Origin of the sequence: Ectopseudomonas composti (assembly GCF_900115475.1) — a bacterium.
GTDB lineage: Bacteria > Pseudomonadota > Gammaproteobacteria > Pseudomonadales > Pseudomonadaceae > Aquipseudomonas > Aquipseudomonas composti.
The window spans coordinates 172,227-197,756 of record NZ_FOWP01000011.1; the positions used below are offsets into that span (position 1 = coordinate 172,227).

Genomic DNA, 25,530 nt, shown 5'->3' on the forward strand with positions numbered 1-25,530 from the left:
CTACTCCCGGTTGTCTCTGCCTTATACGGGGTGTGAACGAAATCTGCATGGGAGTGGCTAGCAAGCGTAGCGGCACTTCGGCGTCCTTGCCGTGGCCTTGAGCTGCCCTGCTAGAATCCGCGCCTCGCAACCCTGAAGACAGACCCATGGCTCAGCTCTACAGTGCGCGCAGTCGCGCCATCGAACCCTTCCACGTGATGGCCTTGCTGGCGCGTGCCAACGAGCTGCAGGCCGCCGGCCACGACGTGATCCACCTGGAAATCGGCGAGCCGGACTTCACTACCGCCGAACCGATCATTCGCGCCGGCCAGGCCGCATTGGCTGCCGGGCACACTCGTTACACTGCGGCCCGCGGTTTGCCGCAGTTGCGCGAGGCGATTGCCGGCTTCTACGCCGAACGTTACCGCCTGAACATCGACCCGCAGCGCATTCTGGTCACGCCGGGCGGCTCTGGTGCCTTGCTGCTGGCAGCCAGCCTGTTGGTCGATCCGGGTAAGCACTGGCTGCTGGCCGATCCAGGTTACCCGTGCAACCGCCACTTCCTGCGCCTGGTCGAAGGCGCTGCGCAACTGGTGCCGGTCGGCCCGGACGTGCGTTACCAGCTCACCCCGCAATTGGTCGAGCGGCATTGGGATGCCGGCAGCGTCGGTGCTCTGGTCGCCTCGCCGGCCAACCCGACCGGCACGCTGTTGCACAAGGACGAGCTGGGAGCGCTGTCGAGCTGCCTCAAACAGCGTGGCGGTCACCTGGTGGTGGACGAGATCTACCACGGCCTGACCTACGGCTGCGATGCGCCGAGCGTGCTGGAAGTGGATGACGACGCTTTCGTCCTCAATAGTTTCTCCAAATATTTCGGCATGACCGGCTGGCGCCTGGGCTGGCTGGTGGCGCCCGAAGCGGCGGTGCCGGAGCTGGAAAAGCTGGCGCAGAACCTCTACATCAGCGCGCCAAGCATGGCTCAGCATGCCGCACTGGCCTGCTTCGAGCCGGCCACGTTGGCGATCCTCGAAGAGCGCCGTCACGAATTCCAGCGCCGCCGCGACTACCTGCTGCCTGCACTGCGCGAGCTGGGCTTTGGCATCGCGGTGGAGCCGGAAGGTGCCTTCTATCTATATGCAGACATCAGTGCCTTTGGCGGCGATGCCTTCGCCTTCTGCCGCCACTTCATCGAAACCGAGCACGTGGCGTTCACGCCGGGTCTGGATTTCGGTCGTTACCAGGCCGGGCACCATGTGCGCTTCGCCTACACGCAGAATGTCGAGCGCCTGCAGCAGGCAGTCGAGCGTATCGCCCGGGGCCTGAAGAGCTGGCAGCCCGATGCGCTTTGATCCACCGCTGGAAGAAGGGCGCCTGCTGCGCCGCTACAAGCGTTTTCTCGCCGATATCGAGACCGCCAACGGTGAGCAGATGACCATCCACTGCGCCAACACCGGCTCGATGCTCAACTGCATGAGCGAAGGTTGCCGGGTGTGGTTCAGCCGCAGCAACGATCCCAAGCGCAAGCTACCGGGCAGCTGGGAAATCGGCGAAACGCCGCAAGGGCGGCTGGCCTGTATCAACACCGCGCGGGCCAATGCGCTGGTAGAAGAAGCGCTGCGTGCCGGACTGATCACTGAACTGGCTGGCTTTACCGCGCTCAAGCGTGAGGTGGCCTACGGGGTGGAGAACAGCCGCGCCGATTTTCGTCTGGATTACCCGGCCGGGCCGGTCTTTGTCGAGGTCAAGAGCGTGACGTTGGGTTTCGCTGACAGCGACGTGGCGGCCTTTCCCGATGCGGTAACCCTGCGTGGCGCCAAGCACCTGCGCGAGCTGGCGGCGCTGGCGCGTGCTGGAGTTCGCACGGTGCAACTGTATTGCGTGAACCTCTCCGGCATCCGCGCCGTACGCGCCGCCGAGGAGATCGACCCGGCCTATGCCGCCGGCCTGCGTGATGCCAAGGCTGCAGGTGTGGAGGTGCTGGCTTATGGCGCCGAGCTCAGCCCGGAAGGGATCGCTCTGGTTCGCCGCCTTGAGGTAGTGATGTAGGGTGTGCTGCGCACACCGGCTTCTGTTTCGGTAGTGCGCTGGGCGCGATGTTGGCGTAGCCCGGATGCAATCCGGGAATCCAGTTTTCGCCCATCCCCGGATTGCATCCGGGCTACCTGACGGCAGCGCCTTCGATCCAGATCCCGTGCGTGTCTTCTCTACATTCCAGTGCCTGCAGCGCCTGACCCTCGCACGGGCCTGCCACGCATTCACCGCTCTCGATCAGAAACAGCGCGCCATGGGTCGCGCAGCGGATCAGGCTGCCACTGTCATCGAGAAAATCGTCTGGCCGCCACTCCAGGGCGATGCCGCGATGCGGGCAGCGGTTGAGGTAGGCGTACACCTCTCCGCCTCGGCGCACGGCAAGCAGATTCAATTGGTCGATCACAAAGCCCCGACTCTGGCCGTCGGCCAATTCGTGTGGGGCGCACAAGCGGATCATCGCGGTCTCCCGTTGCTATGGAAGTCGCGTCGTGACGACCTCTGATGACCTTCTCCGTCTCGGGGAAGGTGGCGCGCAGCGCCGCAAGAGGGGCGGATTATCCCGCAGGAAGGAGGAGGGCGCATCCCTGCGCCAAGTGGAACTCAGAACTGCCAGGAGGCCGACACGCGGAAGGTGCGACCCGGCTCGCTGTAGTAGTCGACCGGTTGCGGTGTGGTGCGCCCGCCGGTACTGGGCACGTTGAGGGCATTCCAGTACTTTTTGTCGAGCAGATTGAACAGACCGGCTTGCAGCCGGACGCCATCCAGCGCTGCCGGTTGCCAGTAGCCGGTGAGGTCGACCACGCCGTAGCCGGGGGCCTTGAAGTCACCGTCGTTCTCGACCTTGTCGCGGCTACGCGCGGCGGTCAGCATCAGGTCTGCGCCATAGTGCTGCTGGGTGTAGCTGAGGCCGAGGGTGCCGGTCAGCGGGGCGACCGAGTTCAGGTGCTGTTTGCTCTCGCGGTCCTTGCCGACGGCCCAGGCGACCGAGCTCCAGACTTGCCAGGAGGGCGCGAACTGCCAGTGCGCGGTGCCCTCGGCGCCGTAGATGCGCACCTTGTCGCGGTTCTCCATCACCTCGAAGAAGGTCGGGAATTCGCCAGGTTGGAAGCCGTAGTCCTCTTCATTGGCGGTGATGCTGTCGATGAAGTTCTTGTAGCGGTTGTCGAACAGGCTGATGGAGCCGCCCAGGCGATTGTCACCCAGGCGTGCGCCGACCTCGTAGCCGGTGCTTTCCTCGGGCTTGAGGTTGGGGTTGCCGACCCGTGCGTAGCCCATGCCGGCGTTGGTGAAGGTGCTGTACAGCTCGTTGACGTCCGGTGCCTTGAAGCCCTGTGCCCACTGTGCATAGAAGGTGGCCAGCTCGTGTGCCTGCCAGGTCAGCAGCAGACTGCCGGACCAGTTGGAGTCCTTGTTCTCGGTGAGCATCACGCTGTCGCCGGCCAGTACGTAGCCGCTGGTGCCGCTTTTCGGCTTGTACGCGTAACGGTCATAACGCACGCCTGGCGTCAGAGTGAGGGTATCGCTGAGGGCGATGTCGTCCTTCAGGTAGATGCCATACAGGTTGCCCGGCGTCTTCGGCATTTCGGCCTGGTTGGTGTGCAGGTTGATGCAGGAAAAGTAGATCCCGGCAGGCGTGCTATCCGGGCGCGGCGGGAAGGGCGGCACCAGTACGCTGGGGCAGGCATCGTAGCCGCCGCTGTACTGTTCGGCCTCGATGCGGCTCCATTCTGCGCCCAGCGTCAGGTTGTGCTGCCCCAGCTGTTTGCCCAGGCTGCCATTGATGCCGTACTGGGTTTTCTCGATCTCGTTGTTGCGGCCAAACGGGCCGGCCAGGGTGCCGGCACGGGTAGCGTCCACCTTGTCTTCGCGACGCAGCTTCTGCCAATAGACGATGGTGTCGGCCCAATCCAGCAGGCTGTCGCTGCTCTCGGCCCGGTACTGGTGGTCGAAGGACAGGCGCTTGCGCTCGTTGTTCTCGCGGGTGTCGTAGTGCCGAGGATAGTTGGCGGTGCCCTGGTTGATGCGGCTGTCCATGTCCTCGGTACGCTCGAACAGTTCGGCGGTCACACCGACGCGGTGACCGCCAGCGAGCTTCTGCTGAACCTTGAACAGCAGGTTGTGCTGGTCGGTGTCACTGGGGTTGGCCTCGGTGCGCTGGCTGCCCAGAACATCGCGGTTGCCTTGGTTATCGAGTTCGTGGCCCTTGCGCCCGCCAGCCTGGAGCAGCCAGGAGGTGTCGTTGAAACGGCCAGCCAGGGCAGCATTGAGCCCCCAACTGCGGTCGGCGCTGTCGTAGTCGTTCTTGATCAGGCCGGCGAACGTGTCCTTGTCGCCCAACAGATCATCCGGGTTCAAGGTGCGCAGTTGCAGTGCTCCGCCAAGGGCGCCTGAGCCGACCTGGCTGGAGTTGGCGCCGCGCACCACGTCAATCGAAGACAGACTCTGGAAGTCGATGCTGTCGAGGCCACCATTCACGTCGCGCACGGCGTCGTTCAGCCAGGGCATGCGAATGCCGTCGAGGGTGGTGAGCACGCGGTCGCGGTCCAGGCCGCGGATGTTGATGCTGTTGTTACTGCGGTTGTAGTTCAGCCCCGGCTCGGCACGGCGTGACAGGTCATCGAAGCTACGGATCTGGCGGCGCTCCAGTGTCTGGGCATCGGTCTGGGTCGTGGTGGGCAGTGGCTGCTTGGCTGCAGCTGCAGTGATTTCGACGTCGGGCAGCTTGGCCGGCGTATCGGCCAGGGCCAGCGAAGGGCACAGCAACAGCAGCGCGAGCCAGGGTCGGCGAGCGTAGGGCGGGCGAACGAGCATGGTGATACTCCAGTGCATGCTTGGCAGTTCTGCGACTGCCTGGTTGGCGACGGCGCAAGACGTTAACCAGATTACTTATTTAATGCAAATAATTCTCAGGTAGATTATCGTTCTCTCAAATTGCACTGCCGTGTCGGTACGCGCTCGTGTCGCCGACGGTGGTGGTAACCGCCCGTGAGAGAGGAAAATCCCGATGAGTACCGCAAACTTCGCCGCTGCGCCGGCGGCCGATCTTTACCAGGCCTGGCAAGCGCTGCGTCATGCACAGCCTCGCCTGCGTGCCCGCGAAGCAGCGGCGCAGCTGCATGTCAGCGAGGCCGAGTTGACCGCCAGCCGCCTGGGCATCGATGCACAGCGCCTGCGTCCGGACTGGGCCGAGCTGCTGCCGGCGTTCGGTGAGCTCGGCCAGGTGATGGTACTGACGCGCAACGAGCATTGCGTCCACGAGCGCAAGGGGCTGTACCGCGAGGTGAGCGTTTCCGCCTCTGGGCAGATGGGCCTGGTGGTGTCTGCCGACATCGACCTACGCCTGTTCCTTGGCGGCTGGGCCAGCGTGTTCGCGGTTGCCGAAGAAACCGCCAAAGGCACTCAGCGCAGCATTCAGGTGTTCGACCAGCAGGGCGTCGCGGTGCACAAGGTCTACCTGACCGAACGTAGCGAGCTAAGCGCCTGGCAGCCGCTGGTCGAGCGCTTCGCGGCCGAGCAGAGTGCCGAGCTGCAGTTGCTGCCGCCGCCTGCTGCGCCGGTGCGCAAGGCCGACGCCGATATCGACAGCCAGGCGCTGCGTGAGGGCTGGTCGACGCTGCAGGACACACACCATTTCTTCGCCTTGCTGAAGAAGCATGAGGTCGCGCGTACTCAGGCGCTGCGTCTGGCGGGTGAGCGGTGGGCGCAGCCGTTGGCGATCTCCGAGCTGACGGTGCTGATGGAGCAGGCCGCTGCTCGTGAAGTGCCGATCATGGTGTTCGTCGGCAACCGCCATTGCATCCAGATTCACACTGGCCCGGTGAACAACCTGCGCTGGATGGACAGCTGGTTCAACGTGCTCGATCCCGACTTCAACCTGCACCTGCAGACACGTGGTGTGGTCGAGTTGTGGCGCGTGCGCAAACCCAGCATCGACGGTGTGATCACCAGCCTGGAGGCTTTCGATGCCGACGGCGAATTGGTCGTCCAGCTGTTCGGTGCGCGCAAACCCGGTATGGCCGAGCGCGATGACTGGCGTGAGCTGGCCGAGTCACTGCCTGTGCTGGTCTGATCTGTGTCGGCCCCCTGCGGGGCCGGTCGATGTCGCGTTTGAGGAGTCGAGACCATGCGTCTTGCGAATATCCTGGGCGGCCTGGCGGCCGTCCTGCTGTTTCCTAATCTGGTGTTGGCCACCGAGCCGCTGCCGCAGCGCTGGGTGAGTGCCGGTGGTGCGCTGAGCGAGTGGGTGGTGGTGCTCGGTGGTGAGGGCAAGCTGGTGGGCGTCGATACCACCAGCCGTCATCCTGCGTCGTTGATCAAGCTGCCCAGCGTCGGTTATCAGCGTCAACTGGCGGCCGAGGGCATTCTTGCTCTGCATCCGGACCTGCTGCTCGGCAGCGAGGAGATGGGTCCGCCACCGGTGCTCGAGCAACTGGCAGCGGCGGGTGTGCGCATCGAGCGTCTGACTGCACGGGCGGAGCTGGACAGCCTGCAGGCCAACTTGCAGCGCCTGGGCCAACTGCTCGGAGATGAGGCAGCCGCACAGCGCGCCTTCCTTGAGTATCAGGCGCGCTTGCAGACCCAGCGGCAGTGGGTCGAGCAGGCTCAGCGCAGCCAGGAGGCGCCCGGTGTGTTGCTGTTGCTCGGGCATGCCGGTGGTAGCCCGCTGGTGGGCGGTGTCGATACCGCCGCCGACTGGTTGATCCGTCGTGCCGGCGGGCGCAACCTGGCCAGCCACGCTGGCTACAAGGCGTTGTCCAGCGAAGCGCTGCTGGCGCTCGACCCGCAGGTCGTGGTGGTGGCTGACCGCACCCTGGATGGCGAGGCGGCCAGGCAAGCCCTGCTGCAGCAGAATCCGGCCCTGGCCGCTACGCGTGCCGCGCGCGAAGGGCGTTTACTGGCGCTCGACCCGACGCTGCTGGTCGGCGGCCTTGGACCGCGCGTACCGGATGGGCTGGCGATGCTCGCCGCAGGCTTTTATCCTGCCAGCCAATCCCTGACAGCCGAAGCCAAGCGCGAGCCATGACCTCACCTTTTTCGACGCGCCCATTGTTCATCGCACTGGGCCTGCTGCTCGTGCTCGTACTGTGGCTCTCGCTGGCGCTCGGACCGGTCAGCCTGCCTCTGGGCGATACCCTGCGTGCAGCGCTGCGGCTGCTCGGTTTGCCGCTGGCGGCAGACGCCGCGGTACAGCAGGCGGAACTGATCCTGGCGCAGATCCGCATGCCGCGCACGCTGCTCGGGCTCGCCGTGGGCATGGTGCTGGCGCTCTGTGGTGTGGCGATGCAGGGGCTGTTTCGCAACCCACTGGCTGACCCTGGCCTGGTCGGCGTTTCCAGCGGCGCCGCGCTGGGCGCTGCGGTGGCCATCGTCGGCGGCGCTGCGTTTGGCGGTTTGCCCGAAGCCTTCGCGCCCTATCTGCTGTCGGTTTGCGCCTTCGTCGGTGGCTTGCTGGTGACGGCGCTGGTCTACCGCCTGGGCCGGCGTGACGGGCAGACCAATGTGGCGACCATGTTGCTGGCAGGCATTGCCTTGACCGCACTCGCCGGAGCGGCCATCGGCCTGTTCACCTACCTGGCGGACGATGCCACCCTGCGCACGCTGACGTTCTGGAACCTGGGCAGCCTCAACGGTGCCAGTTATGCGCGGCTCTGGCCGTTGTTGCTGGCGACGCTGGCCGTGGCGCTGTGGCTGCCGCGACGGGCACGAGCGCTGAATGCGCTGCTGCTGGGTGAGTCGGAGGCGCGCCACCTCGGTTTCGATGTAGAGCGCCTCAAGCGCGAGTTGGTGTTTTGCACGGCATTGGGCGTTGGCGCTGCGGTGGCTGCCGCTGGCCTGATTGGTTTCATTGGTCTAGTGGTCCCGCATCTGATGCGCTTGCTGGTAGGCCCTGATCATCGCCTGCTGTTGCCTGCATCTGCACTGGCCGGCGCCAGTCTGCTGCTACTGGCTGATCTGGTCGCGCGCCTGGCACTGGCGCCTGCCGAATTGCCGATCGGTATCGTCACCGCGTTGATCGGTGCGCCTTTCTTTATCTATCTGCTGGTACGGGGGCGAAGCTGATGCTGCGGGTTGAACGGCTGGAAGTCCGCCGCGGCTCCTGCGTGGTGCTCAGTGACATCGATCTGCAGTTGCGCCCCGGTGAGGTGCTGGGCGTGCTGGGGCCCAACGGTGCAGGCAAGAGCACCTTGCTGGCGGCGCTGACCGGCGAGCTGCCGGCCAGCACCGGGCAGGTGACGCTGGATCAGCGTGCGCTCGATGACTGGTCGGGGCCGGAGCGTGCCAGACGCCTGGCCGTACTGCCGCAGAGTTCGAGCCTGAATTTCGCCTTCCGCGTCGAAGAGGTGGTTGCCATGGGCCGTCTGCCTCACGACAGCGGCCGCGTGCGCGATGCGCAGGTCGTCCAGGAGGCACTGCACGCGGCTGACGCCGCTCATCTGGCCGGGCGCAGCTACCTTGAATTGTCCGGCGGCGAGCGCCAGCGTGTGCACCTGGCGCGGGTGCTGGCGCAGCTGTGGCCGGGCGGCGACGGGCAGATCCTGCTGCTCGATGAGCCGACCTCGATGCTCGACCCCATGCATCAGCACACCTGCCTGCAGGCGGTGCGTCGCCTGGCTGAGTCCGGTGCGGCGGTACTGGTGATTCTTCATGACCTCAATCTGGCCGCGCGCTACTGTGACCGCTTGCTGTTGCTGGAACAGGGCAGGGCGCATGCGCTGGGTACGCCTGCCGAAGTGTTGCGTGCCGAGCCCCTACAGGCCGTGTTCGGTCTGGAAGTGCTGGTGCAGACTCATCCCGAGCGCGGCCATCCGCTGATCGTCGCGCGCTGAATTCTGGAGCCTTCGATGCGAGTCGTTCTGTTGAGCTGTCTGATGTTGCTGGCCGCCTGTCAGAGTCGAGATGCGCTGCCGCCTCCGGCACCGCTCGCTCCGTTGGGCCGCGAACATGCCGACCTGGGCCGCATCGTCGATCTGGCCAGCGGGCAGAGCATCAGCCCTGAGCAATTGCTGAGTCGCCTGGCGCCGGCCGAGCGGGTGCTGGTCGGCGAGCAGCACGACAATCCCGATCACCATGCCGTGCAGCTCTGGCTTTCACGTGAGCTGTCCCGGCAGCGCCCGCAAGGCAGCGTGCTGATGGAGATGCTCAACCCCGAGCAGCAGAGCAGGGTCGCTCAGGCCCAGGTAGCTGCGCGAGCAGGGCAGTCGCCCGCTGATCCGTTCGACGCTTTGGCCTGGCAGCCAGGCTGGGACTGGTCGCTGTACGGGCCGCTGGTGCTGCATCAGTTGCGTCAGCCTTATCCCTTGCTCGTGGCCAATCTGGACCGCGCCGAGATCATGCAGATCTACCGGCAGCGCCCGACCTTGCAGGGCGAGCGCTCCAGCGCAGCCGAGGTGCAGGCGCGCCTGCTGGCGGATATTCGCGAGTCGCACTGCGGCCTGCTGCCGGACAGCCAGATGCCGGCGATGCTCGCCGTGCAGCAGCAACGTGACCGGCGCATGGCCGAGGCGTTGCTGGCCGCACCGCAGCCAAGCCTGCTGCTGGCCGGCGCCTTCCACGTGCGCAAGGACCTCGGTGTGCCGCTGCACTTGGATGACCTTGGCGCGCAGGACGGCAGTGTGGTGTTGATACTGGCCGAGGTCGGCCGTGCGGTGGACGCGTCCATGGCGGACTACGTCTGGTTCACCGCCGCGCAACCGGAGCAGGATCACTGCGCCAAACTGCGACCCTAGCCGCCTTTCGCACGCAGGCTGCGAGGTATCCTCGGCGCTTTGCCGCTCTGGAGCCTGCTCTATGTCCACTGACGTTCGCGACCTGCTGCAAGGTTATTTCAATGCCCTCAATGATCGGGATATCCGCGCCTGCGTGGCGCGGGTCGGTGACGAGCTGATTCTGGAGCCCAATCAGGGGTTCGCCGAGCACGGGCGCGATGCCTTTGCCGCTTTTCTCGAGCGGCAGCTGCATTGCTATCGTGAGGCTATCGATTCGCTGGTGATCCTGGTCGAGCCACAGGGGCGACACGCGGCCTGCGAGTACCGCGTCAGCGGCGAATACCTGGCGACTGACGACGGACTGCCGGAGGCCTGCGGGCAGCGTTACGAGATGCGCGTGGGCGCCTTCTTCGAAATCCACAATGGGCTGATTACACGGATCAGCCTGCACTTCAACCTGCCGGACTGGCTGGCGCAGGTCGACGACTAATAACCACCGAACAGATGTAGGCGTTTATCCGGGAGGACATTCATGGTGCTGCGGCATGAGGTCCGATGGAGCCGTACTGAGAAATCGCGGGCAAAAAAAAGACCCGGCAAGAGCCGGGTCAATAACCGTGATTAGCCTGATGAGGAGATAATCTGAAGAGTCCGACTGAATGGTCTCTTTAGCTTATCGGCTGATCTCGCGACCAGTTGGGGTAATAATAACAATTCTCATTACATAGTCAACGCCCTTTTGAGAATTTTTCTCAGAAAGATTTTCCCGGGCTCAGAAATGCAGAACCCCGGCAGTGGCCGGGGTTCGTTCGGGTAGGGCGGAGGCTCAGGATTCACCTGGTAGGCGCAGCTGGGTGACTTCTTTGTTCAGCAAGTCGATGCGTCGTGCCATGCTTTCGATCAGGCTGTGAGCGATACGCGGATTGCTCTGCATCAGGCTGAGGAACTGCTCCTTGGGAATTACCATGACCGTGCAGGGTTCGCTGGCGACTACCGTGGCGCTGCGCTTTTCGCGCGTGAACACCGCCATGGCGCCGAAGATTTCGTCCTTCTGTACGTCACCGACCTTTTGGCCGTCGACGTAGGCTTCGGCGTGGCCCTCGATGATGATAAATACGTGGTCGGCTTCATCGCCCTGGTGGATCAGCTCCTCACCGGCGACGAAGTGCTGGAAGCCGGTTGCCGGGCGAATTTCCGGCTGCTTGAGGCGTGCCAGCGCATCGGAAAGCAGGGCGGTATGGCCGATCAGGTAATGAATGAACTGTTCCTGGCGCTGCTCGTTGGCGTAGATGTGTTGGAACACCTCGCTGCGCGAGAAGGGAATCAGGCTGATAGGCTCTTCGCTGCTGTAGCGGCAGGAGGGCAGATCGATACCCTGACGCAGGCCGACCAGATCACCTTCCTGCAGGTAGAACAACGGGCGTTCATCGACGATCGCATGCAGCAGGCCGTTCTCGATGATGAACAGTTGGTTACCAGGCAGTACCTGGGCCAGATCATCGACGCGTTCCAGGCGCAGCGGCTCTCCCGCGGGTTGCAGTCCATCCAGCAACTGAGTGGGGATACTCTGCAGGCGATTGATCAGCTGATCGGCGTAGGCCGGTTGCTCCCCGAGTAAATACATAACCGTAATTCCTTGAACTGGCTGTGCTGGCTGACCGCACGAAGGTCCCTGAAACAATAGGCTGCGCGGCCCTTCGAGTAAATCACCTTGCGCTGGTGTTGTGAGCTAGCTCTTGTTGTGGCCTTGGGCTTCGTCCAGCTTGCCGTTGAGTTCTGCCTTATGCGCCGGTGGCAACTCACTCCAGTGCACATCGAGCAGCGCGCCTTCTATGGCGTAAAGCAGCACCTTGGATGCGCGAAAACCACGCGCTCTGACCGCGCGATAGGCGCCCACGGCGCCGTAGCGACGCAGATCGTTGGCGCTGTGGATGCCCACGGCGTGCAGCCACTGGGCCGAGGTCTTGCCCAGGTTCTTCAGGTGTTGCAGTTCGTCGTTCATCGGGCCTCCATGCGTGCGGGGAAACGGTTCACGTAGGCATGCCTGCCAGGAAGTGTAGTGGCCAATTGCCTGGGTGCTCCTTGCGCTTGTTCCTGACTCGTTACTTGGTTCGATAGCGCAGGCGAGTGCCGAAATTCACCGACATGAGAATCTCGTCTGCGGTCAGTTCGACGGGGAAATAGGCGCCGGAAATCTGCGCATGGGCAAGGCTGGCGCCTTCGATCCTGGCATTGCGGAAGTCCAGGCCGCGCAGGTCTGCACCGCGGAAGTAGGCATCGGTGAAGTTGACTGCGTCGGTGTCCATGCTGCGCAGGTCGAGCCCGCGAAAGTCGCCGCCGGACAGATCGACTTCGACGCCCTTGGGTTTCTGCGCGTTGAAACCCTTGACGTCGTCGTTGTGCAGGAGGTGGTAGAGCGGATGATCAAGCTGGCGTGGCTGGCTCATGGCAGATACCGGTGGTGGTCTCACCGGCAGTATAGAAGCCCTGCCAGGGTTTGCCCGGCAGGTTGAGGCCAACTTGCGATCGGGGCTGCGGCGCTGCTCAGATCCCTGGCAGGCGCTGGCGAATGCGCTCCACCAGGCTATCCAGGCTGGCGCTGTCATGTGTGTCGACGCGCTTGCTGTGGCTCTGCTCCTCGTCGTCCAGCGGTTCACGGTTGGCCTGTTGGGCCTGAATCACGTCCAGCGTCGCATCGGATGGGTCCTTGCCTTCGTTCTGACGCTGTTCCAGCCAACTGGCGATTACCGCTTCCGGCGCATGGCAGTCGAGAATCAGCAAGGGCACGCCGGTCTCTTCGGCGACTTCACTGGCGGCCTGGCGCTGCGCTGCCTTGAGGTAGGTCGCGTCGATCACTACGGGGAAGCCGGCCTGCAGCGTCTGGCGCGCCAGTTGGTGCAGGCGCTGGTAGGTGGCTTGGCTGGCGTCGCTGCTGTAGATGCCGGCGGCCAACTGATCCTTGGCCTCGGCACTCTGCTCGCCGAACAGGCGCTTGCGCTCGATGTCGGAGCGCAAGCGAATGGTGCCCAACGCTTCCACCAGGCGCATGGCGACATGACTCTTGCCGACTGCAGAAACGCCATGGGTGATGGCCAGGAAGGGCGACGGAATGGCGCTGTAGCTCTCCGCCAGCGCGGCATAGCCGCGATATTGGCGCAGGATGACCGCGCGTTGCACCGAGCTTTCTTCCTGGCCGAGGCGGAACAGTGCGACCTTGCCGCGAACCATGGCGCGGTAGGCCTTGTAGAAGTTCAGCAGGTGCAGGGCGGCATAGTCGCCGGTCCGCTCCAGCCAGCCACTGATAAAGCGCCGAGCCAGGCACTTGAGACCACGGTCTTCGAGGTCCATGGCCAGGAAGGCGATATCCGCAGTGACGTCGGTGAAGCGGAAGGGTTCGTTGAATTCGATGCAGTCGAACAGCACCACCTGACCGTCGATCTGAGCGGCGTTGCCCAGGTGAATGTCGCCATGACATTCGCGGATGAAGCCCCGCGTCTTGCGTTCGCTCAGCAGTGGCTGCAGGCGTTCGTAGCTGGACTGGGCCCAGGCTTCGAGGGCATCGAGTTGCTGCAGGTCTGCCGCCTCGCTGAGCATCGGGCGAATCTGCTCGAAGTTCTGTTGAACCGGGGCCATCACTGCTTCAGCGCTACCCAGTGGATGCTCCTGCTGTACCTTCGGCGCGTTCAGGTGGAAAGTGGCGATCTGCTCGGCCAGTGCGTCGATATGGGCGTCGTTCAATTCGCCGCGTGCCTGAATGGCACTGAGCAATTGCTCCTGCGGGAATTGACGCATTTTCAGCACATACTCGATGGCCGGCGTGCTGCCGTCGAAACTGGGAGCGTCTTCACTGCCACTGATCGGCAACACTTCCAGATACAAATCCTCGGTCAAACGCTGGTTGAGGCGCAGCTCTTCTTCGCAGAAATGACGACGAGCGTCGAGTTCGGTGAAATCGAGAAAACCGAAGTTGACCGGTTTTTTGATCTTGTAGGCGTAGGGGCCAGTGAGCAAAACCCAGGAAATGTGGGTCTCAATGACCTGAAACCCATCCACAGGGTGCGGATACAGGGCCGGGTTCTGCAATGCGGCAATCAGGGCTTGGCTCACGTTCGATCCTTGTTCTAGACGCTGTTCGAGCTGGGCATTATGGCCGCTGTGAGCTGCTCTGCAAACCATCCGGGCGGCGCTGCTGACCCCTTTGTAAAGTGCGTATAATCCCGCCATGACTCGAAAACGCTCCCCCCGCTCAAACAAAAAATCCCGCTCCTCCGGCATGCGCCCCTGGTTTGCCTGGGGCCTCAAGCTCGGTCTGGTTGGCCTGGTCATCCTCGCCGGCTTCGCCGTTTATCTCGATGCCGTGGTGCAGGAGAAATTCTCCGGCAAACGCTGGACCGTGCCTGCGAAAGTCTACGCCAGGCCGCTCGAACTCTTCGTCGGGCAGAAGTTGGCCAAGGACGATTTCCTGCGTGAGCTCGATGCACTGGGTTACCGCCGCGAGAGCGCAGTCAATGGGCCAGGGGCGGTATCGGTGGCCGGTAACAACATCGAGCTGCACAGTCGCGGCTTTCAGTTCTATGAGGGCGCCGAGCCTTCGCAGAAGGTGCGGGTACGCTTCTCTGGCGACTACGTAGCCGGGTTGACTCAGGCCAACGGCGGCAACCTGGCAGTGGCACGGCTGGAGCCGCTGCTGATCGGTGGGCTTTACCCGGCGCATCAGGAAGACCGCATCCTGATCAAGCTGGATCAGGTGCCGGCGTATCTGATCGACGCACTGGTGGCGGTCGAGGATCGCGATTATTTCGACCATTTCGGCGTATCGCCCAAGGGCATCGCCCGCGCGCTGTGGATCAACGCTTCCTCCGGGCGTCTGGTACAGGGTGGCAGCACCCTGACCCAGCAGTTGGTGAAGAACTTCTACCTGACCAACGAGCGTACCCTGGTCCGTAAGGCCACCGAAGCGATGATGGCGGTGCTGCTGGAGCTGCATTACGACAAGCGCGAAATTCTCGAGGCCTACATGAACGAGGTGTTCCTCGGTCAGGACGGGCAGCGCGCAGTGCATGGCTTTGGTCTGGCCAGCCAGTACTTCTTCAGCCAGCCGGTGTCGGAGCTGAAGCTGGAGCAGGTCGCTCTGTTGGTGGGGATGGTCAAGGGGCCTACCTATTTCAACCCGCGGCGTAACCCCGAGCGTGCGCTGGCGCGGCGTAATCTGGTGATCGATCTGCTCGCCGAGCAAGGTTCGATCACCCCTGAGGAGGCCGCCGCCGCCAAACAGAAGCCGCTGGGCGTGAGTTCGCGCGGCAGCATGGCTGATAGCTCGTTCCCGGCTTTCCTCGACCTGGTCAAGCGTCAGCTGCGTGAAGACTATCGTGAGCAGGATCTGACCGAAGAAGGCCTGCGTATTTTCACCAGCTTCGATCCGATTCTGCAGCTCAAGGCCGAAGAAGCCCTGGCTGAGACGCTCAAACGTCTGGCCGGGCGCAAGGGTGTGGACGAAGTACAGGCTGGCATGGTGGTGACCAATCCCGAGACTGGCGAAATCCAGGCGTTGATCGGTAGCCGTCAGCCGCGTTTCGCCGGTTTCAATCGGGCGCTGGACGCAGTGCGGCCGATCGGTTCGCTGATCAAGCCGGCGATCTACCTATCGGCGTTGGAACGCCCGAGCCAGTACACGTTGACCAGTTGGCTGGAGGACGAACCCTTCTCCATCAAGGGCCAGGATGGCCAGGTCTGGACACCACAGAATTACGACCGCAAGGCTCATGGCACCATCTATCTGTATCAAGGGCTGGCGCAGTCCTACAACCTCTCCACAGCCAAACTCGGCCTGGAAATCGGCGTGCCCAATGTGCTCAAGACCCTTGAGCGACTTGGGGTGGAACGTAAATGGCCAGCTTATCCGTCGATGCTGCTCGGCGCTGGCGCACTGACGCCGATGGAAGTGGCAGGCATGTACCAGACCCTGGCCAACGGCGGCTTCAACACGCCGTTGCGCGGCATTCGCAGCGTGCTGACGGCCGATGGCGAACCGCTCGGGCGCTATCCGTTCCAGATTCAGCAGCGCTTCGATCCGGGCGCCATCTACCTGGTGCAGAACGCCATGCAGCGCACCATGCGTGAGGGTACGGGGCGTTCGGTATACAGCCAGTTGCCCAGCTCGCTGAATCTGGCGGGCAAGACGGGTACTAGTAACGACTCACGTGACAGCTGGTTCGCTGGTTTCAGCCAGGACCTGCTGTCGGTTGTGTGGCTGGGGCGTGACGACAACGGCCCGACCCCGCTGACCGGTGCGACTGGTGCACTGCAGGTCTGGACCGGCTTTATGCGCAAGGCTGATCCGCTGCCGCTGGATATGCAGATGCCGGACAACGTCACCCAGGCCTGGGTCGATCGTCAAACCGGTCTGGGCTCGGCATCGGGCTGCCCGAATGCGGTACAGATGCCTTATATTCGCGGCAGCGAACCTGCCCCGGGCTCCGCTTGTGGTATCCAGGCTCCGGTCGAATCTGTGATGGACTGGGTCAAGGGTTGGTTGGAATGACAGCCGAGTCGAGTGACTCGGTGTTACCTGAAGAGGATTGGATGTGAACAAGAAGTGGCTTGCCACGATGCTGGCAACAGCGGTTCTGAGTGGTTGCACTACGGTACCGCAGGGTTCGATTCCAGTGATCGATGCCGGCGCTCCGCTGTCGTCCGGTGGTTCCGGTCCGTCGACCGGGCCGAGCCCGGCAGCTGCGCCGCAACGTATCGAGGAAGACTCCGGGGTGGTCGTGATGGTGCCACAGGGCGCGGTTTCGACACCGCTGCAGACCGGTGCACAGCCGATCACCTCCAGTGGCGGCCTGACCTTCGACCCGCCCGTGAGCAGCCAGCCTTCTGCGCCGAGCCAAGGCAGCTTCGGCTCCTCGGTACCGAGCATGCCTAGCGGCATTCCCAGCAGCGGCGGCCTGGCAGCTGACGAGCAGCTGGACGGCCCGGTTCTCGCCCTGCTGACCACCGCTCAACAGCAACAGGGCGGTGGCGATCTCAATGGCGCCGCTTCCAGCCTGGAGCGTGCTCAGCGCATTGCGCCGCGTGAACCGCAGGTGCTTTACCGCCTTGCCGAGGTTCGCCTGGCTCAGGGTGATGCGGCCCAGGCCGAGCAGTTCGCCCGTCGTGGACTGACCTACGCCAACGGTCGTCCGGCGTTGCAAGCCAGTCTGTGGGATCTGATCGCCAAGGCCCGTGAGAGTCAGGGCGATCCGGCTGGCGCAGCCCAGGCTCGTGAGCGCGCTCGAGTCAATCTCTGATGGAGGCGCGCGTGAATGCGTTGGCCGAGCACCTGCTGCTGATCGAGCGTGAGTTGCGGGTGCGTGGCTGGTGGCAGGAGGAGGCGCCAAGCGCCGAGGCGTTGGCGAGTCCGGAGCCGTTCTGCGTCGATACGCTGACGTTCGAACAATGGCTGCAGTGGATTTTCCTGCCGCGCATGAAGTTGCTGCTGGAAAGCGGTGCGACCTTGCCTTCGGTGTCGGGCATTCAGGCGATGGCCGAGATGGTCTATCAGCAGCAGCCGGGCGTTGCGCGTCGGCTGCTTGAACTGCTTGGCGAGTTTGACCGTCTGCTTACACGCACGTCTTGAGGGCGTGCGTGTAACGCATCACTTGCAGTTTTCTACGATGGATTTCTTCAATTCGGTGATGCGTTCCTGACGCTCGTTTTCGTCAATACGGCGAACTTCACCACCATCCTCGATGCGCAGGCGAGGATTGTTCTCGAGTTGAGCCAGGTTGGTACGTGCGTTCTCGCAGTACTGCTTGCGCTCGGCCTCCTGCTTCGCCACGTCCTCCTTGACCTTCTTGTCGATGGCCGCTTGCTCGGGGTCGAGCTGCTCTTCGATGCTCGGCGCGGGCTCGCTTGCTACCTGGCGTGGAGGCGGCGCTGCAGTATTGATGGTCGTGGCCTGTTGGCCCTGCGGGGGTTGCGCGCCGAAGTGGGTCACGCCTTTTTCATCGACCCACTTGTAAACCTGGCTGGCCATGGCGGTGGTGCTCAAGGCGAGCATCAAGGTGCCAGTAAGAATCATGTGGCGCATGCTGTTTCCTTTATCGAGAGCTGCGGTGCTGGTGGTTACTATAACCAAAAGCCGACAATCTTCATCCTGCGCTGCGTCACAGCAGCGGGTTGAATAATAGGTTACACATCTCTTGACTTGCCCCCGCCGAACCCGAACAATTCAGCCTTCCCCCGTAGTGGAGTCCGCCGCAAGCGTCCTTCAGCTCGGGGAAAAGAGGCGCTACCCGCGCCGAACCGTGACACCCGCAACGCGTTACCTCGCGCTGGGAGGGCCAGCCCCGCAAGACCATGGGCTGCTCCGTTACTCGTCAAGCTGATGTTCCGAATCCACGATCACCGTCGTGCGTGTCCGCTGACAGTAAGAACCTACTTAGGGCTGCCCGTTGGCGGGTGGCATACTGGCGTTCAAGAGGTGAACAACGTGGAGCTTTTATCCGGCGCTGAAATGGTCGTCCGCTTCCTGCGTGACGAAGGCGTTAAGTACATCTATGGGTACCCCGGCGGTGCTCTCCTGCATATTTACGATGCGCTGTTCAAAGAACCGGAAGTGACTCACATCCTGGTTCGTCACGAACAGGCAGCGACCCATATGGCTGACGGCTATGCCCGCGCCACCGGCAAGGCTGGTGTGGTGCTGGTGACCTCTGGCCCTGGCGCGACCAATGCCATTACCGGCATCGCCACCGCCTATATGGATTCCATTCCGATGGTGGTGATCTCCGGCCAGGTGCCGAGCGCCATGGTCGGTACCGATGCCTTCCAGGAAACCGACATGGTCGGTATTTCTCGTCCGATCGTGAAGCACAGCTTCATCATCAAGCACCCGTCGGAAATCCCCGAGGTGCTGAAGAAGGCGTTCTATCTCGCCGAGTCCGGTCGTCCTGGTCCGGTCGTGGTCGACATTCCGAAGGACATGGGTGATCCGACCCAGAAGTTCGAGTACGTCTATCCGAAGAAGGTCAAGCTGCGCTCCTACAGCCCTGCTGTACGTGGGCACTCCGGGCAGATCCGTAAGGCTGCCGAAATGCTGCTGGCCGCCAAGCGTCCGGTCATGTATTCCGGCGGTGGCGTGATCATGGGCGGTGCTTCCGCGCCGCTGACCGAACTGGCACAGATGCTCAACCTGCCGGTTACCAACACCCTGATGGGCCTCGGTGGCTATCCGGGTACCGATCGCCAGTTCATCGGCATGCTCGGCATGCACGGCAGCTATACCGCCAACCTGGCCATGCATCACGCCGACGTGATCCTGGCTGTCGGCGCGCGCTTCGATGACCGTGTGATCAACGGCGCGGCCAAATTCTGCCCGAACGCCAAGATCATCCACATCGACATCGATCCAGCCTCGATCTCCAAGACCATCAAGGCCGACATCCCAATCGTCGGTCCAGTGGATAGCGTGTTGACCGAGATGGTCGCCATCCTCAAGGAAATCGGCGAAACCCCGAACAAGGACACCGTTGCCAGCTGGTGGAAGCAGATCGACGAGTGGCGTGGTAGTGGCCGCCTGTTCCCCTACAACGAGGGTGATGGCTCGATCATCAAGCCGCAGACCGTGATCGAAACCCTGTGCGACGTGACCAAGGGCGATGCCTTCGTCACCTCCGACGTGGGCCAGCATCAGATGTTCGCGGCGCAGTATTACCGGTTCAACAAGCCCAATCGCTGGATCAACTCCGGTGGCCTGGGCACCATGGGCTTCGGTTTCCCGGCCGCGATGGGCGTCAAGATGAACTTCCCGGATGCCGACGTGGCCTGTGTGACCGGCGAAGGCAGCATCCAGATGAACATCCAGGAGCTGTCGACCTGCCTGCAGTACGACCTGCCGGTGAAGATCGTCAACCTGAACAACGGTGCACTCGGCATGGTTCGCCAGTGGCAGGACATGCAGTACAGCAGCCGTTACTCGCACTCCTACATGGAATCGCTGCCTGACTTCGTCAAGCTGGCCGAAGCCTATGGGCATGTGGGCATGCGCATCACCGAGCTGAAAGACCTCAAGCCAGGTCTCGAAGAGGCCTTCGCAATGAAGAATCGCCTGGTCTTCCTCGACATCGCGGTCGATACCAGCGAGCACGTCTACCCGATGCAAATCCGGGATGGCGCAATGCGTGACATGTGGCTGAGCAAGACGGAGCGGACCTGAGATGCGACACATCATTTCCCTGCTGTTGGAAAACGAGCCGGGTGCACTGTCCCGCGTAGTCGGTCTGTTCTCCCAGCGTAACTACAACATCGAAAGCCTCACCGTTGCGCCAACCGAGGATCCGACGCTGTCGCGTCTGACCCTCACCACGGTTGGCCAGGACGAGGTGATCGAGCAGATCACCAAGAACCTCAACAAGTTGGTCGAGGTGGTCAAGCTGGTCAATCTGTCGGAAAGCGCTCACATCGAACGCGAGCTGATGTTGGTGAAGATCAAGGCTACTGGTGCCCAGCGTGCCGAGGTCAAGCGTACTACCGACATCTTCCGCGGCCAGATCGTGGACGTGACCAGCAGCGTCTACACCGTGCAGCTGACCGGTACCAGCGACAAGCTGGATAGCTTCATCCAGGCCATCGGCACCGCGTCGATCCTGGAAACCGTACGCAGTGGTGTCACGGGTATCGCTCGCGGCGACAAGGTGCTGAGTATCTGACCGCTGTCGTAAACAGAGAACCCCGCCTGGTGCGGGGTTTTTTATTGCCTGAAATTTACCGTTGGCGGTTCCAGAAGGCGGCGATCAACGGGTCCTTGAGGCGCTTTTCCAGCGCGAACAGGCCGATGTCATAAGCGGTGAGCGGTGGCTGTATATCGAAGATGCGAATGCGTGCGGTCAGTGGGCTGTTATCCAGCACGATCTGCGGCACCACGCCGATACCGAAGCCCAGGCTGACCATGCTGACAATGGCCTCATTACCGCTAACCTGGGCATAGATGCGTGGCTTGATATTGTGGCTTTTTAGCCAGCGATCGGTGCGCGTCCGGGCCAGGCCTTCCTCCGAAAGAATCATCGGCACGTCCTTCCAGTTCTCGGCCGTTGGGTTTTTCAGTTGCTCCTCGCTCAGCAGTTGAGGTGCCTGAGGGCCGATAAAACGCAAGTCCGAACGCGTGATCGACTGAAACTCGACCCCGGCCGGCAGGCTGTCGGGGAGGGCGCCGATGGCCAGGTCTTCCAGCCCTTGCTGTACACGCTCGACGGCTTTCGCCGGGTCACCGGTGTGCAGTTTCATTTCGATGCGCGGGTAGTCCTGGCGAAAGCTGCTGAGGATGTCATAGAGGAAGCTGTAACTCGCGGTGACCGAGCAGTACAACGACAACTCGCCGTGCAGGCTCAGTTGGTCTTGCATGAAGGTCTGGCGAATCGTCTGCCAGCCGTTGATGACTTCGCTCGCGTACTCGCGAAACTGTTGGCCCTCGCGAGTCAGGCGGACCGAGCGGTTGTCGCGCACGAACAGCGCGGCACCGAGTTCGTCCTCGAGCTGTTTGATGCTGCGGCTGAGCGCGGAAGGGCTGACGTGCTGTTCGCGGCTGGTTCGACCGAAGTGCAGGTTGTCTGCCAGGGAGAGAAAAAGCCTGAGGGAATGGCTATCCATTTATGTTTCATATATCGGCATGTTGTGTTGCGAATATATCATTTTACGCAATGGCGGGGATCACTTAAGGTGTCTCCGTCGCGGTGCTCCGCACCCCATCCCTTTCGATTCAAAAGAGCCAAGAACATGAAAGTTTATTACGACAAAGATTGCGACCTCTCCATCATCCAGGGCAAGAAAGTCGCCATCATCGGTTACGGCTCCCAGGGCCACGCCCAAGCCTGCAACCTGAAGGATTCCGGCGTTGACGTTACCGTCGGTCTGCGTAAAGGCTCCGCTACCGTTGCCAAGGCTGAAGCTCATGGCCTGAAAGTCGCTGACGTGGCCAGCGCTGTTGCCGCTGCTGATCTGGTGATGATCCTGACTCCGGACGAGTTCCAGGGCCAGCTGTACAAGAACGAGATCGAGCCGAACATCAAGAAGGGCGCTACCCTGGCCTTCTCCCACGGTTTCGCCATCCACTACAACCAGGTCGTTCCACGTGCTGACCTCGACGTGATCATGATCGCGCCGAAAGCCCCGGGCCACACCGTACGTACCGAGTTCGTCAAAGGCGGCGGCATCCCTGATCTGATCGCTGTTTACCAAGACGCTTCCGGCAACGCCAAGAACGTCGCGCTGTCCTACGCCTCGGGTGTTGGCGGTGGCCGTACCGGTATCATCGAAACCACCTTCAAGGACGAGACTGAAACCGACCTGTTCGGTGAGCAGGCCGTTCTCTGCGGCGGTACCGTCGAGCTGGTCAAGGCCGGTTTCGAAACCCTGGTCGAAGCTGGCTACGCGCCGGAAATGGCCTACTTCGAGTGCCTGCACGAGCTGAAGCTAATCGTTGACCTCATGTACGAAGGCGGCATCGCCAACATGAACTACTCGATCTCCAACAACGCCGAGTACGGCGAGTACGTGACTGGCCCGGAAGTGATCAACGCCGAATCCCGTCAGGCCATGCGCAACGCCCTGAAGCGTATCCAGGACGGCGAATACGCCAAGATGTTCATCAGCGAAGGCGCCACTGGCTACCCGTCGATGACTGCCAAGCGTCGCAACAACGCCGCTCATGGTATCGAAGTCATCGGCGAGCAACTGCGTTCGATGATGCCGTGGATCGCTGCCAACAAGATCGTCGACAAGGCCAAGAACTAAGGTCTTCGATGTGCGAAAGAACGCGGCTTTATGCCGCGTTTTTTCATTCTGTGGCGAGGCTTCTGGTATAAAGCCAGCTCGCGGGCTAGCGAACTGAATACAGCTACCCCGGTCGAAATTCGTCAAACCCGTTGCAAGGTGCTGTTCATGAGTGAAGGTCCCGAGGATCAAAAGCCGGCTGGCGACAATATTGAAAGCCTGCTGCCGATCGACGAGCACATAGAGGAAGAGCAGGACGCGGAAGGCCGCAAGGTACGCCACCGTGGTATCTACCTGCTGCCCAATCTGTTCACCACGGCAAACCTGTTCGCCGGTTTCTACTCCATCATCAACGCGATGAACGGCAACTTCTATGTGGCCGCCGCCGCCGTGTTCGTGGCCATGGTGCTCGATGGTTTGGACGGTCGCGTAGCGCGTTTGACCAATACGCAAAGTGCATTCGGCGCTGAGTACGATTCGCTCTCCGATATGGTCGCCTTTGGCGTTGCGCCGGCTCTGCTCGCGTTCGAATGGGCGCTGGGCAGCATGGGCAAGGTCGGCTGGATGGTGGCCTTCATCTATGTCGCGGGTGCGGCATTGCGCCTGGCGCGCTTCAACACGCAAATTGGCAGCGTCGACAAGCGCTACTTCATCGGCCTGGCCAGTCCGGCTGCTGCGGGCGTCGTTGCCGGCACTGTCTGGGCATTCAGCGACTTCGGCATCAAAGGCTCGAACATGTCGTTTGCCGTGGCGCTGCTGGTTGCTGCCGCGGGCTGTCTGATGGTCAGCAACATCAAGTACTACAGCTTCAAGGATCTTGACCTGAAAGGGCGGGTGCCGTTCGTGGCCATTCTCGCCGTGGTGCTGGTGTTCGCGGTGGTGTTCAGCGATCCACCTCGCATCCTGCTGCTGATCTTCCTTGCTTATGCAGCCTCCGGTCCGATTCAATACCTGCTGCAATTGCGCCGTCGTAAATCTGCCTGACGCTGTAATTTCTTCTGCGCTTCGTGGTCTACAGTTCGTTTCTCGAACTGTAGACGCGGAGTTGCCATGCTCATCCGAGTTCCTCCCTCCTCGCGGGCCCTCGAGTCCGAAGTCACCCCCGAGTCCGTTTATCTCTCTCGTCGCAAGCTGATGCAGGGCTCGCTGGCGCTAGCCGCTATGGCAGCGATGCCGGGTTGGGCCCGTGCTGAAGCCCAAGGTGCGTACGCCGATGTCGAGCCGGCCAAGGCGCCGGGGTGGTTCGACGAGAAGCTGGCGCACGCGCACTGGCAAGCGATCACTGCTGAAGGTGAAAGCATCACGCCTTTCAAGGATGCGACGCACTACAACAACTTCTATGAGTTCGGCACAGGCAAGGGCGACCCGGCAGCCAATGCCGGCAAGTTACAGGTCGAGCCCTGGACGGTGATGGTCGATGGTGAGGTCGGCAAACCGGGACGCTATTCCATCGAGGATTTGGTCAAACCGCACGCCTTCGAAGAACGCATCTACAGGCTGCGCTGCGTCGAGGCCTGGTCCATGGTCATTCCCTGGCTGGGCTTTCCTCTGGCTGATTTGCTCAAGCAGGTCGAGCCAACTTCGGCGGCCCGCTATGTACGCTTCGAAACATTGGTCGATCGTGAGCACATGCCAGGCCAGCGCTCGGGCTTTTCTCTGATCGATTGGCCTTATGTGGAAGGTCTGCGACTGGACGAGGCCATGCATCCGTTGGCCTTCATGGTCGTCGGCATGTACGGGCGTGTTCTGCCCAACCAGAACGGGGCACCTCTGCGCCTGGTGGTGCCTTGGAAGTACGGGTTCAAGAGCATCAAGTCCATCGTGCGTATCAGTCTGGTCGATGAGGCGCCCAAGACCACCTGGGAGCGCATTGCGCCGAACGAGTACGGCTTCTATGCCAACGTCAATCCGCAGGTGGACCATCCGCGCTGGTCTCAAGCCACGGAGCGGCGCCTGCCTAGCGGGTTGTTCAGCCCGAATGTGATCGATACCCGGATGTTCAATGGCTACGAGGAGGTCGCTGACCTCTATGCAGGTATGGATCTGGCGAGGTACTACTGATGCGCTACCGGCTCTGGCGCGTCGCCGTGTTCCTGGCGGCATTGGTGCCGCCACTGTACTGGCTGTACTGCGCTGTCTTCGGTCTTCTCGGGCCTGACCCTGGCAAGGTGCTGGTTGATAGCCTGGGGTTAGGTGCTCTGATCCTTCTGTTGATCACCTTGGCGATGACACCGTTGCAGCAGTTGAGCCGCTGGAGTGGCTGGATCGCTGTACGCCGGCAGCTGGGCCTGTGGTGCTTTACCTACGTCACTCTGCATTTATCGGGCTATGTGCTGTTTATCGCCGGGGTGCGCTTGGACCTGGTGCTTCGCGATCTTTCCGAGCGTCCTTACATCATCGTGGGGGCGTTGGCGTTCATTGGCTTGCTGGCGTTGGCCGTCACCTCGAACCGTTTCAGCATCAGAAGGCTGGGGCGCAAGTGGAAGGCTCTTCACCGCCTGGTCTACGTCATCCTGTTGCTGGCCTTGCTGCATATGCTCTGGGTAGTGCGTGCCGATCTGGGCGAGTGGCTCGCTTATGCGCTCATCGGTGGGGCGTTGCTACTGATGCGCGTCTCTGTAGTGGCGAGTGGGCTGCAGCGCGCTGGCGCCCTTTGGCGAGAAAATCCGAAGAAAGTTGAAATATAAACTTGACGCGCATTCTGCTGGCGGTAGAATGCGCGCCACTTCAGCGATGAAGCGCTTCAAAAACTGCTTGTTAATCAATAAGTTAAGTTAAATGAAGAGCTTGCAAAACTGGATCTGGCGTGTAGAATGCGCGTCGGTCGATAGGGTGGTGGTTTGATCCTGTTGGTGGTTCGGTCGAATGGATCGAAAGCGGTAGAAAAGAGGTGGTTGACAGCGGTTTTGAACGCTGTAGAATGCGCCTCCCGCTGGAGAGAAGAAGTTCTGATCGAAGGCGCAAGTGGTTGAGTAGAAAGAAGTTTCTCCGGAAACAAATTCGAAAAACAGCTTGACAGATAGAAAGGCTGCTGTAGAATGCGCGGCCTTGGTTGAGGCGAAAG

General features: G+C 62.0%; 26 protein-coding genes. 17 read left to right on the plus strand and 9 right to left on the minus strand.

Annotation, left to right across the window (positions count from 1 at the left end; translation table 11 throughout):
- Positions 1-146 precede the first annotated feature (146 nt).
- Both BM059_RS19080 and sfsA read left to right on the plus strand, forming a co-directional pair.
- A complete protein-coding gene (locus BM059_RS19080) occupies positions 147-1,328 on the plus strand; it encodes a pyridoxal phosphate-dependent aminotransferase (protein WP_074940938.1) in 1,182 nt (393 codons plus the stop codon).
- Complete coding sequence (sfsA, locus tag BM059_RS19085; protein WP_037001524.1) at positions 1,318-2,025, plus strand: DNA/RNA nuclease SfsA; 708 nt, start codon at positions 1,318-1,320, stop codon at positions 2,023-2,025. The genes BM059_RS19080 and sfsA overlap by 11 nt, the downstream gene beginning before the upstream one ends.
- A gap of 112 nt (positions 2,026-2,137) precedes the next feature.
- Here the strand turns inward: sfsA and BM059_RS19090 are convergent, their stop codons facing one another.
- Both BM059_RS19090 and BM059_RS19095 read right to left on the minus strand, forming a co-directional pair.
- On the minus strand, positions 2,138-2,467 hold the full coding sequence (locus tag BM059_RS19090) for a Rieske (2Fe-2S) protein (protein WP_074940939.1): 330 nt from the start codon (positions 2,465-2,467) through the stop codon (positions 2,138-2,140).
- 143 nt (positions 2,468-2,610) lie between these two features.
- On the minus strand, positions 2,611-4,821 hold the full coding sequence (locus tag BM059_RS19095; protein ID WP_074940940.1) for a TonB-dependent hemoglobin/transferrin/lactoferrin family receptor: 2,211 nt from the start codon (positions 4,819-4,821) through the stop codon (positions 2,611-2,613).
- Positions 4,822-5,014: 193 nt separating this feature from the next.
- Here BM059_RS19095 and BM059_RS19100 point away from each other — a divergent pair, with 193 nt between their 5' ends.
- From BM059_RS19100 to BM059_RS19125, 6 genes are all read left to right on the plus strand, one after another.
- Positions 5,015-6,079 (plus strand): hemin-degrading factor, encoded by a 1,065-nt coding sequence (locus BM059_RS19100; protein WP_037001519.1) that lies wholly within the window; start codon positions 5,015-5,017, stop codon positions 6,077-6,079.
- Between the two features lie 54 nt (positions 6,080-6,133).
- A complete protein-coding gene (locus BM059_RS19105; protein ID WP_074940941.1) occupies positions 6,134-7,033 on the plus strand; it encodes a heme/hemin ABC transporter substrate-binding protein in 900 nt (299 codons plus the stop codon).
- Positions 7,030-8,070, plus strand: coding sequence for a FecCD family ABC transporter permease (locus BM059_RS19110; protein ID WP_037001517.1), 1,041 nt, complete (start codon positions 7,030-7,032; stop codon positions 8,068-8,070). Before BM059_RS19105 ends, BM059_RS19110 begins: the two co-directional genes overlap by 4 nt.
- Positions 8,070-8,837 (plus strand): heme ABC transporter ATP-binding protein, encoded by a 768-nt coding sequence (locus tag BM059_RS19115; RefSeq protein ID WP_074940942.1) that lies wholly within the window; start codon positions 8,070-8,072, stop codon positions 8,835-8,837. Before BM059_RS19110 ends, BM059_RS19115 begins: the two co-directional genes overlap by 1 nt.
- Before the next feature lie 15 nt (positions 8,838-8,852).
- Entirely contained in the window at positions 8,853-9,737 is an 885-nt protein-coding gene (locus BM059_RS19120; protein ID WP_074940943.1) for a ChaN family lipoprotein, read from the plus strand.
- A 61-nt stretch (positions 9,738-9,798) separates the two neighbouring features.
- Entirely contained in the window at positions 9,799-10,206 is a 408-nt protein-coding gene (locus tag BM059_RS19125; RefSeq protein WP_074940944.1) for a nuclear transport factor 2 family protein, read from the plus strand.
- A gap of 336 nt (positions 10,207-10,542) precedes the next feature.
- On the opposite strand, the gene BM059_RS19130 is transcribed toward BM059_RS19125, so the two are convergent.
- From BM059_RS19130 to BM059_RS19145, 4 genes are all read right to left on the minus strand, one after another.
- The gene (locus BM059_RS19130) at positions 10,543-11,340 is read right to left on the minus strand and encodes a cyclic nucleotide-binding domain-containing protein (protein ID WP_074940945.1); all 798 of its coding nucleotides are present in this window, start codon (positions 11,338-11,340) and stop codon (positions 10,543-10,545) included.
- 105 nt (positions 11,341-11,445) lie between these two features.
- Positions 11,446-11,718: a TfoX/Sxy family protein gene (locus BM059_RS19135; protein ID WP_037001499.1), complete on the minus strand. Its 273-nt coding sequence runs from the start codon at positions 11,716-11,718 to the stop codon at positions 11,446-11,448.
- A gap of 100 nt (positions 11,719-11,818) precedes the next feature.
- A complete protein-coding gene (locus BM059_RS19140) occupies positions 11,819-12,163 on the minus strand; it encodes a pentapeptide repeat-containing protein (RefSeq protein WP_037001497.1) in 345 nt (114 codons plus the stop codon).
- 97 nt (positions 12,164-12,260) lie between these two features.
- Entirely contained in the window at positions 12,261-13,823 is a 1,563-nt protein-coding gene (locus tag BM059_RS19145; protein ID WP_074940946.1) for a bifunctional aminoglycoside phosphotransferase/ATP-binding protein, read from the minus strand.
- Positions 13,824-13,938: 115 nt separating this feature from the next.
- On the opposite strand from BM059_RS19145, the gene mrcB reads away from it, so the two are divergent.
- The 3 genes from mrcB to BM059_RS19160 all read left to right on the plus strand — a co-directional run bounded on the left by mrcB (position 13,939) and on the right by BM059_RS19160 (position 17,334).
- Entirely contained in the window at positions 13,939-16,257 is a 2,319-nt protein-coding gene (gene mrcB / locus BM059_RS19150) for a penicillin-binding protein 1B (RefSeq protein WP_139220770.1), read from the plus strand.
- Between the two features lie 67 nt (positions 16,258-16,324).
- Positions 16,325-17,005 (plus strand): tetratricopeptide repeat protein, encoded by a 681-nt coding sequence (locus BM059_RS19155; protein ID WP_074940956.1) that lies wholly within the window; start codon positions 16,325-16,327, stop codon positions 17,003-17,005.
- Positions 17,005-17,334, plus strand: coding sequence for a YqcC family protein (locus tag BM059_RS19160; RefSeq protein ID WP_037001492.1), 330 nt, complete (start codon positions 17,005-17,007; stop codon positions 17,332-17,334). The genes BM059_RS19155 and BM059_RS19160 overlap by 1 nt, the downstream gene beginning before the upstream one ends.
- An 18-nt stretch (positions 17,335-17,352) precedes the next feature.
- Here the strand turns inward: BM059_RS19160 and BM059_RS19165 are convergent, their stop codons facing one another.
- A complete protein-coding gene (locus BM059_RS19165) occupies positions 17,353-17,787 on the minus strand; it encodes a DUF4124 domain-containing protein (RefSeq protein ID WP_074940948.1) in 435 nt (144 codons plus the stop codon).
- Between the two features lie 402 nt (positions 17,788-18,189).
- Between BM059_RS19165 and BM059_RS19170 the strand changes: the two genes are divergently transcribed.
- Together BM059_RS19170 and ilvN are read left to right on the plus strand one after the other, a co-directional pair.
- Complete coding sequence (locus BM059_RS19170) at positions 18,190-19,914, plus strand: acetolactate synthase 3 large subunit (RefSeq protein ID WP_074940957.1); 1,725 nt, start codon at positions 18,190-18,192, stop codon at positions 19,912-19,914.
- Between the two features lies 1 nt (position 19,915).
- On the plus strand, positions 19,916-20,407 hold the full coding sequence (gene ilvN, locus BM059_RS19175) for an acetolactate synthase small subunit (protein ID WP_037001488.1): 492 nt from the start codon (positions 19,916-19,918) through the stop codon (positions 20,405-20,407).
- 55 nt (positions 20,408-20,462) lie between these two features.
- Here ilvN and ilvY read toward each other — a convergent pair whose 3' ends face one another.
- Positions 20,463-21,344 carry an HTH-type transcriptional activator IlvY gene (ilvY, locus tag BM059_RS19180; RefSeq protein ID WP_037001486.1) on the minus strand — a complete coding sequence of 294 codons (882 nt, stop codon included), beginning with the start codon at positions 21,342-21,344 and terminating at the stop codon, positions 20,463-20,465.
- 126 nt (positions 21,345-21,470) lie between these two features.
- Between ilvY and ilvC the strand changes: the two genes are divergently transcribed.
- The 4 genes from ilvC to msrQ all read left to right on the plus strand — a co-directional run bounded on the left by ilvC (position 21,471) and on the right by msrQ (position 25,153).
- Positions 21,471-22,487, plus strand: coding sequence for a ketol-acid reductoisomerase (gene ilvC / locus BM059_RS19185; RefSeq protein ID WP_037001483.1), 1,017 nt, complete (start codon positions 21,471-21,473; stop codon positions 22,485-22,487).
- A 147-nt stretch (positions 22,488-22,634) separates the two neighbouring features.
- Positions 22,635-23,450, plus strand: coding sequence for a CDP-diacylglycerol--serine O-phosphatidyltransferase (gene pssA, locus BM059_RS19190; RefSeq protein WP_037001581.1), 816 nt, complete (start codon positions 22,635-22,637; stop codon positions 23,448-23,450).
- 66 nt (positions 23,451-23,516) lie between these two features.
- On the plus strand, positions 23,517-24,527 hold the full coding sequence (msrP, locus tag BM059_RS19195; RefSeq protein ID WP_074940949.1) for a protein-methionine-sulfoxide reductase catalytic subunit MsrP: 1,011 nt from the start codon (positions 23,517-23,519) through the stop codon (positions 24,525-24,527).
- Positions 24,527-25,153 (plus strand): protein-methionine-sulfoxide reductase heme-binding subunit MsrQ, encoded by a 627-nt coding sequence (gene msrQ / locus BM059_RS19200; protein WP_074940950.1) that lies wholly within the window; start codon positions 24,527-24,529, stop codon positions 25,151-25,153. Before msrP ends, msrQ begins: the two co-directional genes overlap by 1 nt.
- Before the next feature lie 87 nt (positions 25,154-25,240).
- Here msrQ and BM059_RS25530 read toward each other — a convergent pair.
- The coding region (locus BM059_RS25530; protein WP_208606113.1) for a hypothetical protein at positions 25,241-25,530 on the minus strand (290 nt) is incomplete at its 5' end.

Excerpts from the sequence above, each read along its gene's own strand:
- BM059_RS19115 (WP_074940942.1), top strand. The coding sequence starts at position 8,070 with ATGCTGCGGGTTGAACGGCTGGAAGTCCGCCGCGGCTCCTGCGTGGTG.
- msrP (WP_074940949.1), top strand. The coding sequence starts at position 23,517 with ATGCTCATCCGAGTTCCTCCCTCCTCGCGGGCCCTCGAGTCCGAAGTC.
- BM059_RS19110 (WP_037001517.1), top strand. The coding sequence starts at position 7,030 with ATGACCTCACCTTTTTCGACGCGCCCATTGTTCATCGCACTGGGCCTG.
- BM059_RS19105 (WP_074940941.1), top strand. The coding sequence starts at position 6,134 with ATGCGTCTTGCGAATATCCTGGGCGGCCTGGCGGCCGTCCTGCTGTTT.
- BM059_RS19165 (WP_074940948.1), bottom strand. The coding sequence starts at position 17,787 with ATGCGCCACATGATTCTTACTGGCACCTTGATGCTCGCCTTGAGCACC.
- BM059_RS19160 (WP_037001492.1), top strand. The coding sequence starts at position 17,005 with ATGGAGGCGCGCGTGAATGCGTTGGCCGAGCACCTGCTGCTGATCGAG.
- BM059_RS19120 (WP_074940943.1), top strand. The coding sequence starts at position 8,853 with ATGCGAGTCGTTCTGTTGAGCTGTCTGATGTTGCTGGCCGCCTGTCAG.
- BM059_RS19140 (WP_037001497.1), bottom strand. The coding sequence starts at position 12,163 with ATGAGCCAGCCACGCCAGCTTGATCATCCGCTCTACCACCTCCTGCAC.
- msrQ (WP_074940950.1), top strand. The coding sequence starts at position 24,527 with ATGCGCTACCGGCTCTGGCGCGTCGCCGTGTTCCTGGCGGCATTGGTG.
- pssA (WP_037001581.1), top strand. The coding sequence starts at position 22,635 with ATGAGTGAAGGTCCCGAGGATCAAAAGCCGGCTGGCGACAATATTGAA.
- BM059_RS19090 (WP_074940939.1), bottom strand. The coding sequence starts at position 2,467 with ATGATCCGCTTGTGCGCCCCACACGAATTGGCCGACGGCCAGAGTCGG.
- BM059_RS19095 (WP_074940940.1), bottom strand. The coding sequence starts at position 4,821 with ATGCTCGTTCGCCCGCCCTACGCTCGCCGACCCTGGCTCGCGCTGCTG.
- ilvN (WP_037001488.1), top strand. The coding sequence starts at position 19,916 with ATGCGACACATCATTTCCCTGCTGTTGGAAAACGAGCCGGGTGCACTG.
- BM059_RS19130 (WP_074940945.1), bottom strand. The coding sequence starts at position 11,340 with ATGTATTTACTCGGGGAGCAACCGGCCTACGCCGATCAGCTGATCAAT.
- ilvY (WP_037001486.1), bottom strand. The coding sequence starts at position 21,344 with ATGGATAGCCATTCCCTCAGGCTTTTTCTCTCCCTGGCAGACAACCTG.
- mrcB (WP_139220770.1), top strand. The coding sequence starts at position 13,939 with ATGACTCGAAAACGCTCCCCCCGCTCAAACAAAAAATCCCGCTCCTCC.
- sfsA (WP_037001524.1), top strand. The coding sequence starts at position 1,318 with ATGCGCTTTGATCCACCGCTGGAAGAAGGGCGCCTGCTGCGCCGCTAC.
- BM059_RS19135 (WP_037001499.1), bottom strand. The coding sequence starts at position 11,718 with ATGAACGACGAACTGCAACACCTGAAGAACCTGGGCAAGACCTCGGCC.
- ilvC (WP_037001483.1), top strand. The coding sequence starts at position 21,471 with ATGAAAGTTTATTACGACAAAGATTGCGACCTCTCCATCATCCAGGGC.
- BM059_RS19125 (WP_074940944.1), top strand. The coding sequence starts at position 9,799 with ATGTCCACTGACGTTCGCGACCTGCTGCAAGGTTATTTCAATGCCCTC.
- BM059_RS19100 (WP_037001519.1), top strand. The coding sequence starts at position 5,015 with ATGAGTACCGCAAACTTCGCCGCTGCGCCGGCGGCCGATCTTTACCAG.
- BM059_RS19080 (WP_074940938.1), top strand. The coding sequence starts at position 147 with ATGGCTCAGCTCTACAGTGCGCGCAGTCGCGCCATCGAACCCTTCCAC.
- BM059_RS19155 (WP_074940956.1), top strand. The coding sequence starts at position 16,325 with ATGCTGGCAACAGCGGTTCTGAGTGGTTGCACTACGGTACCGCAGGGT.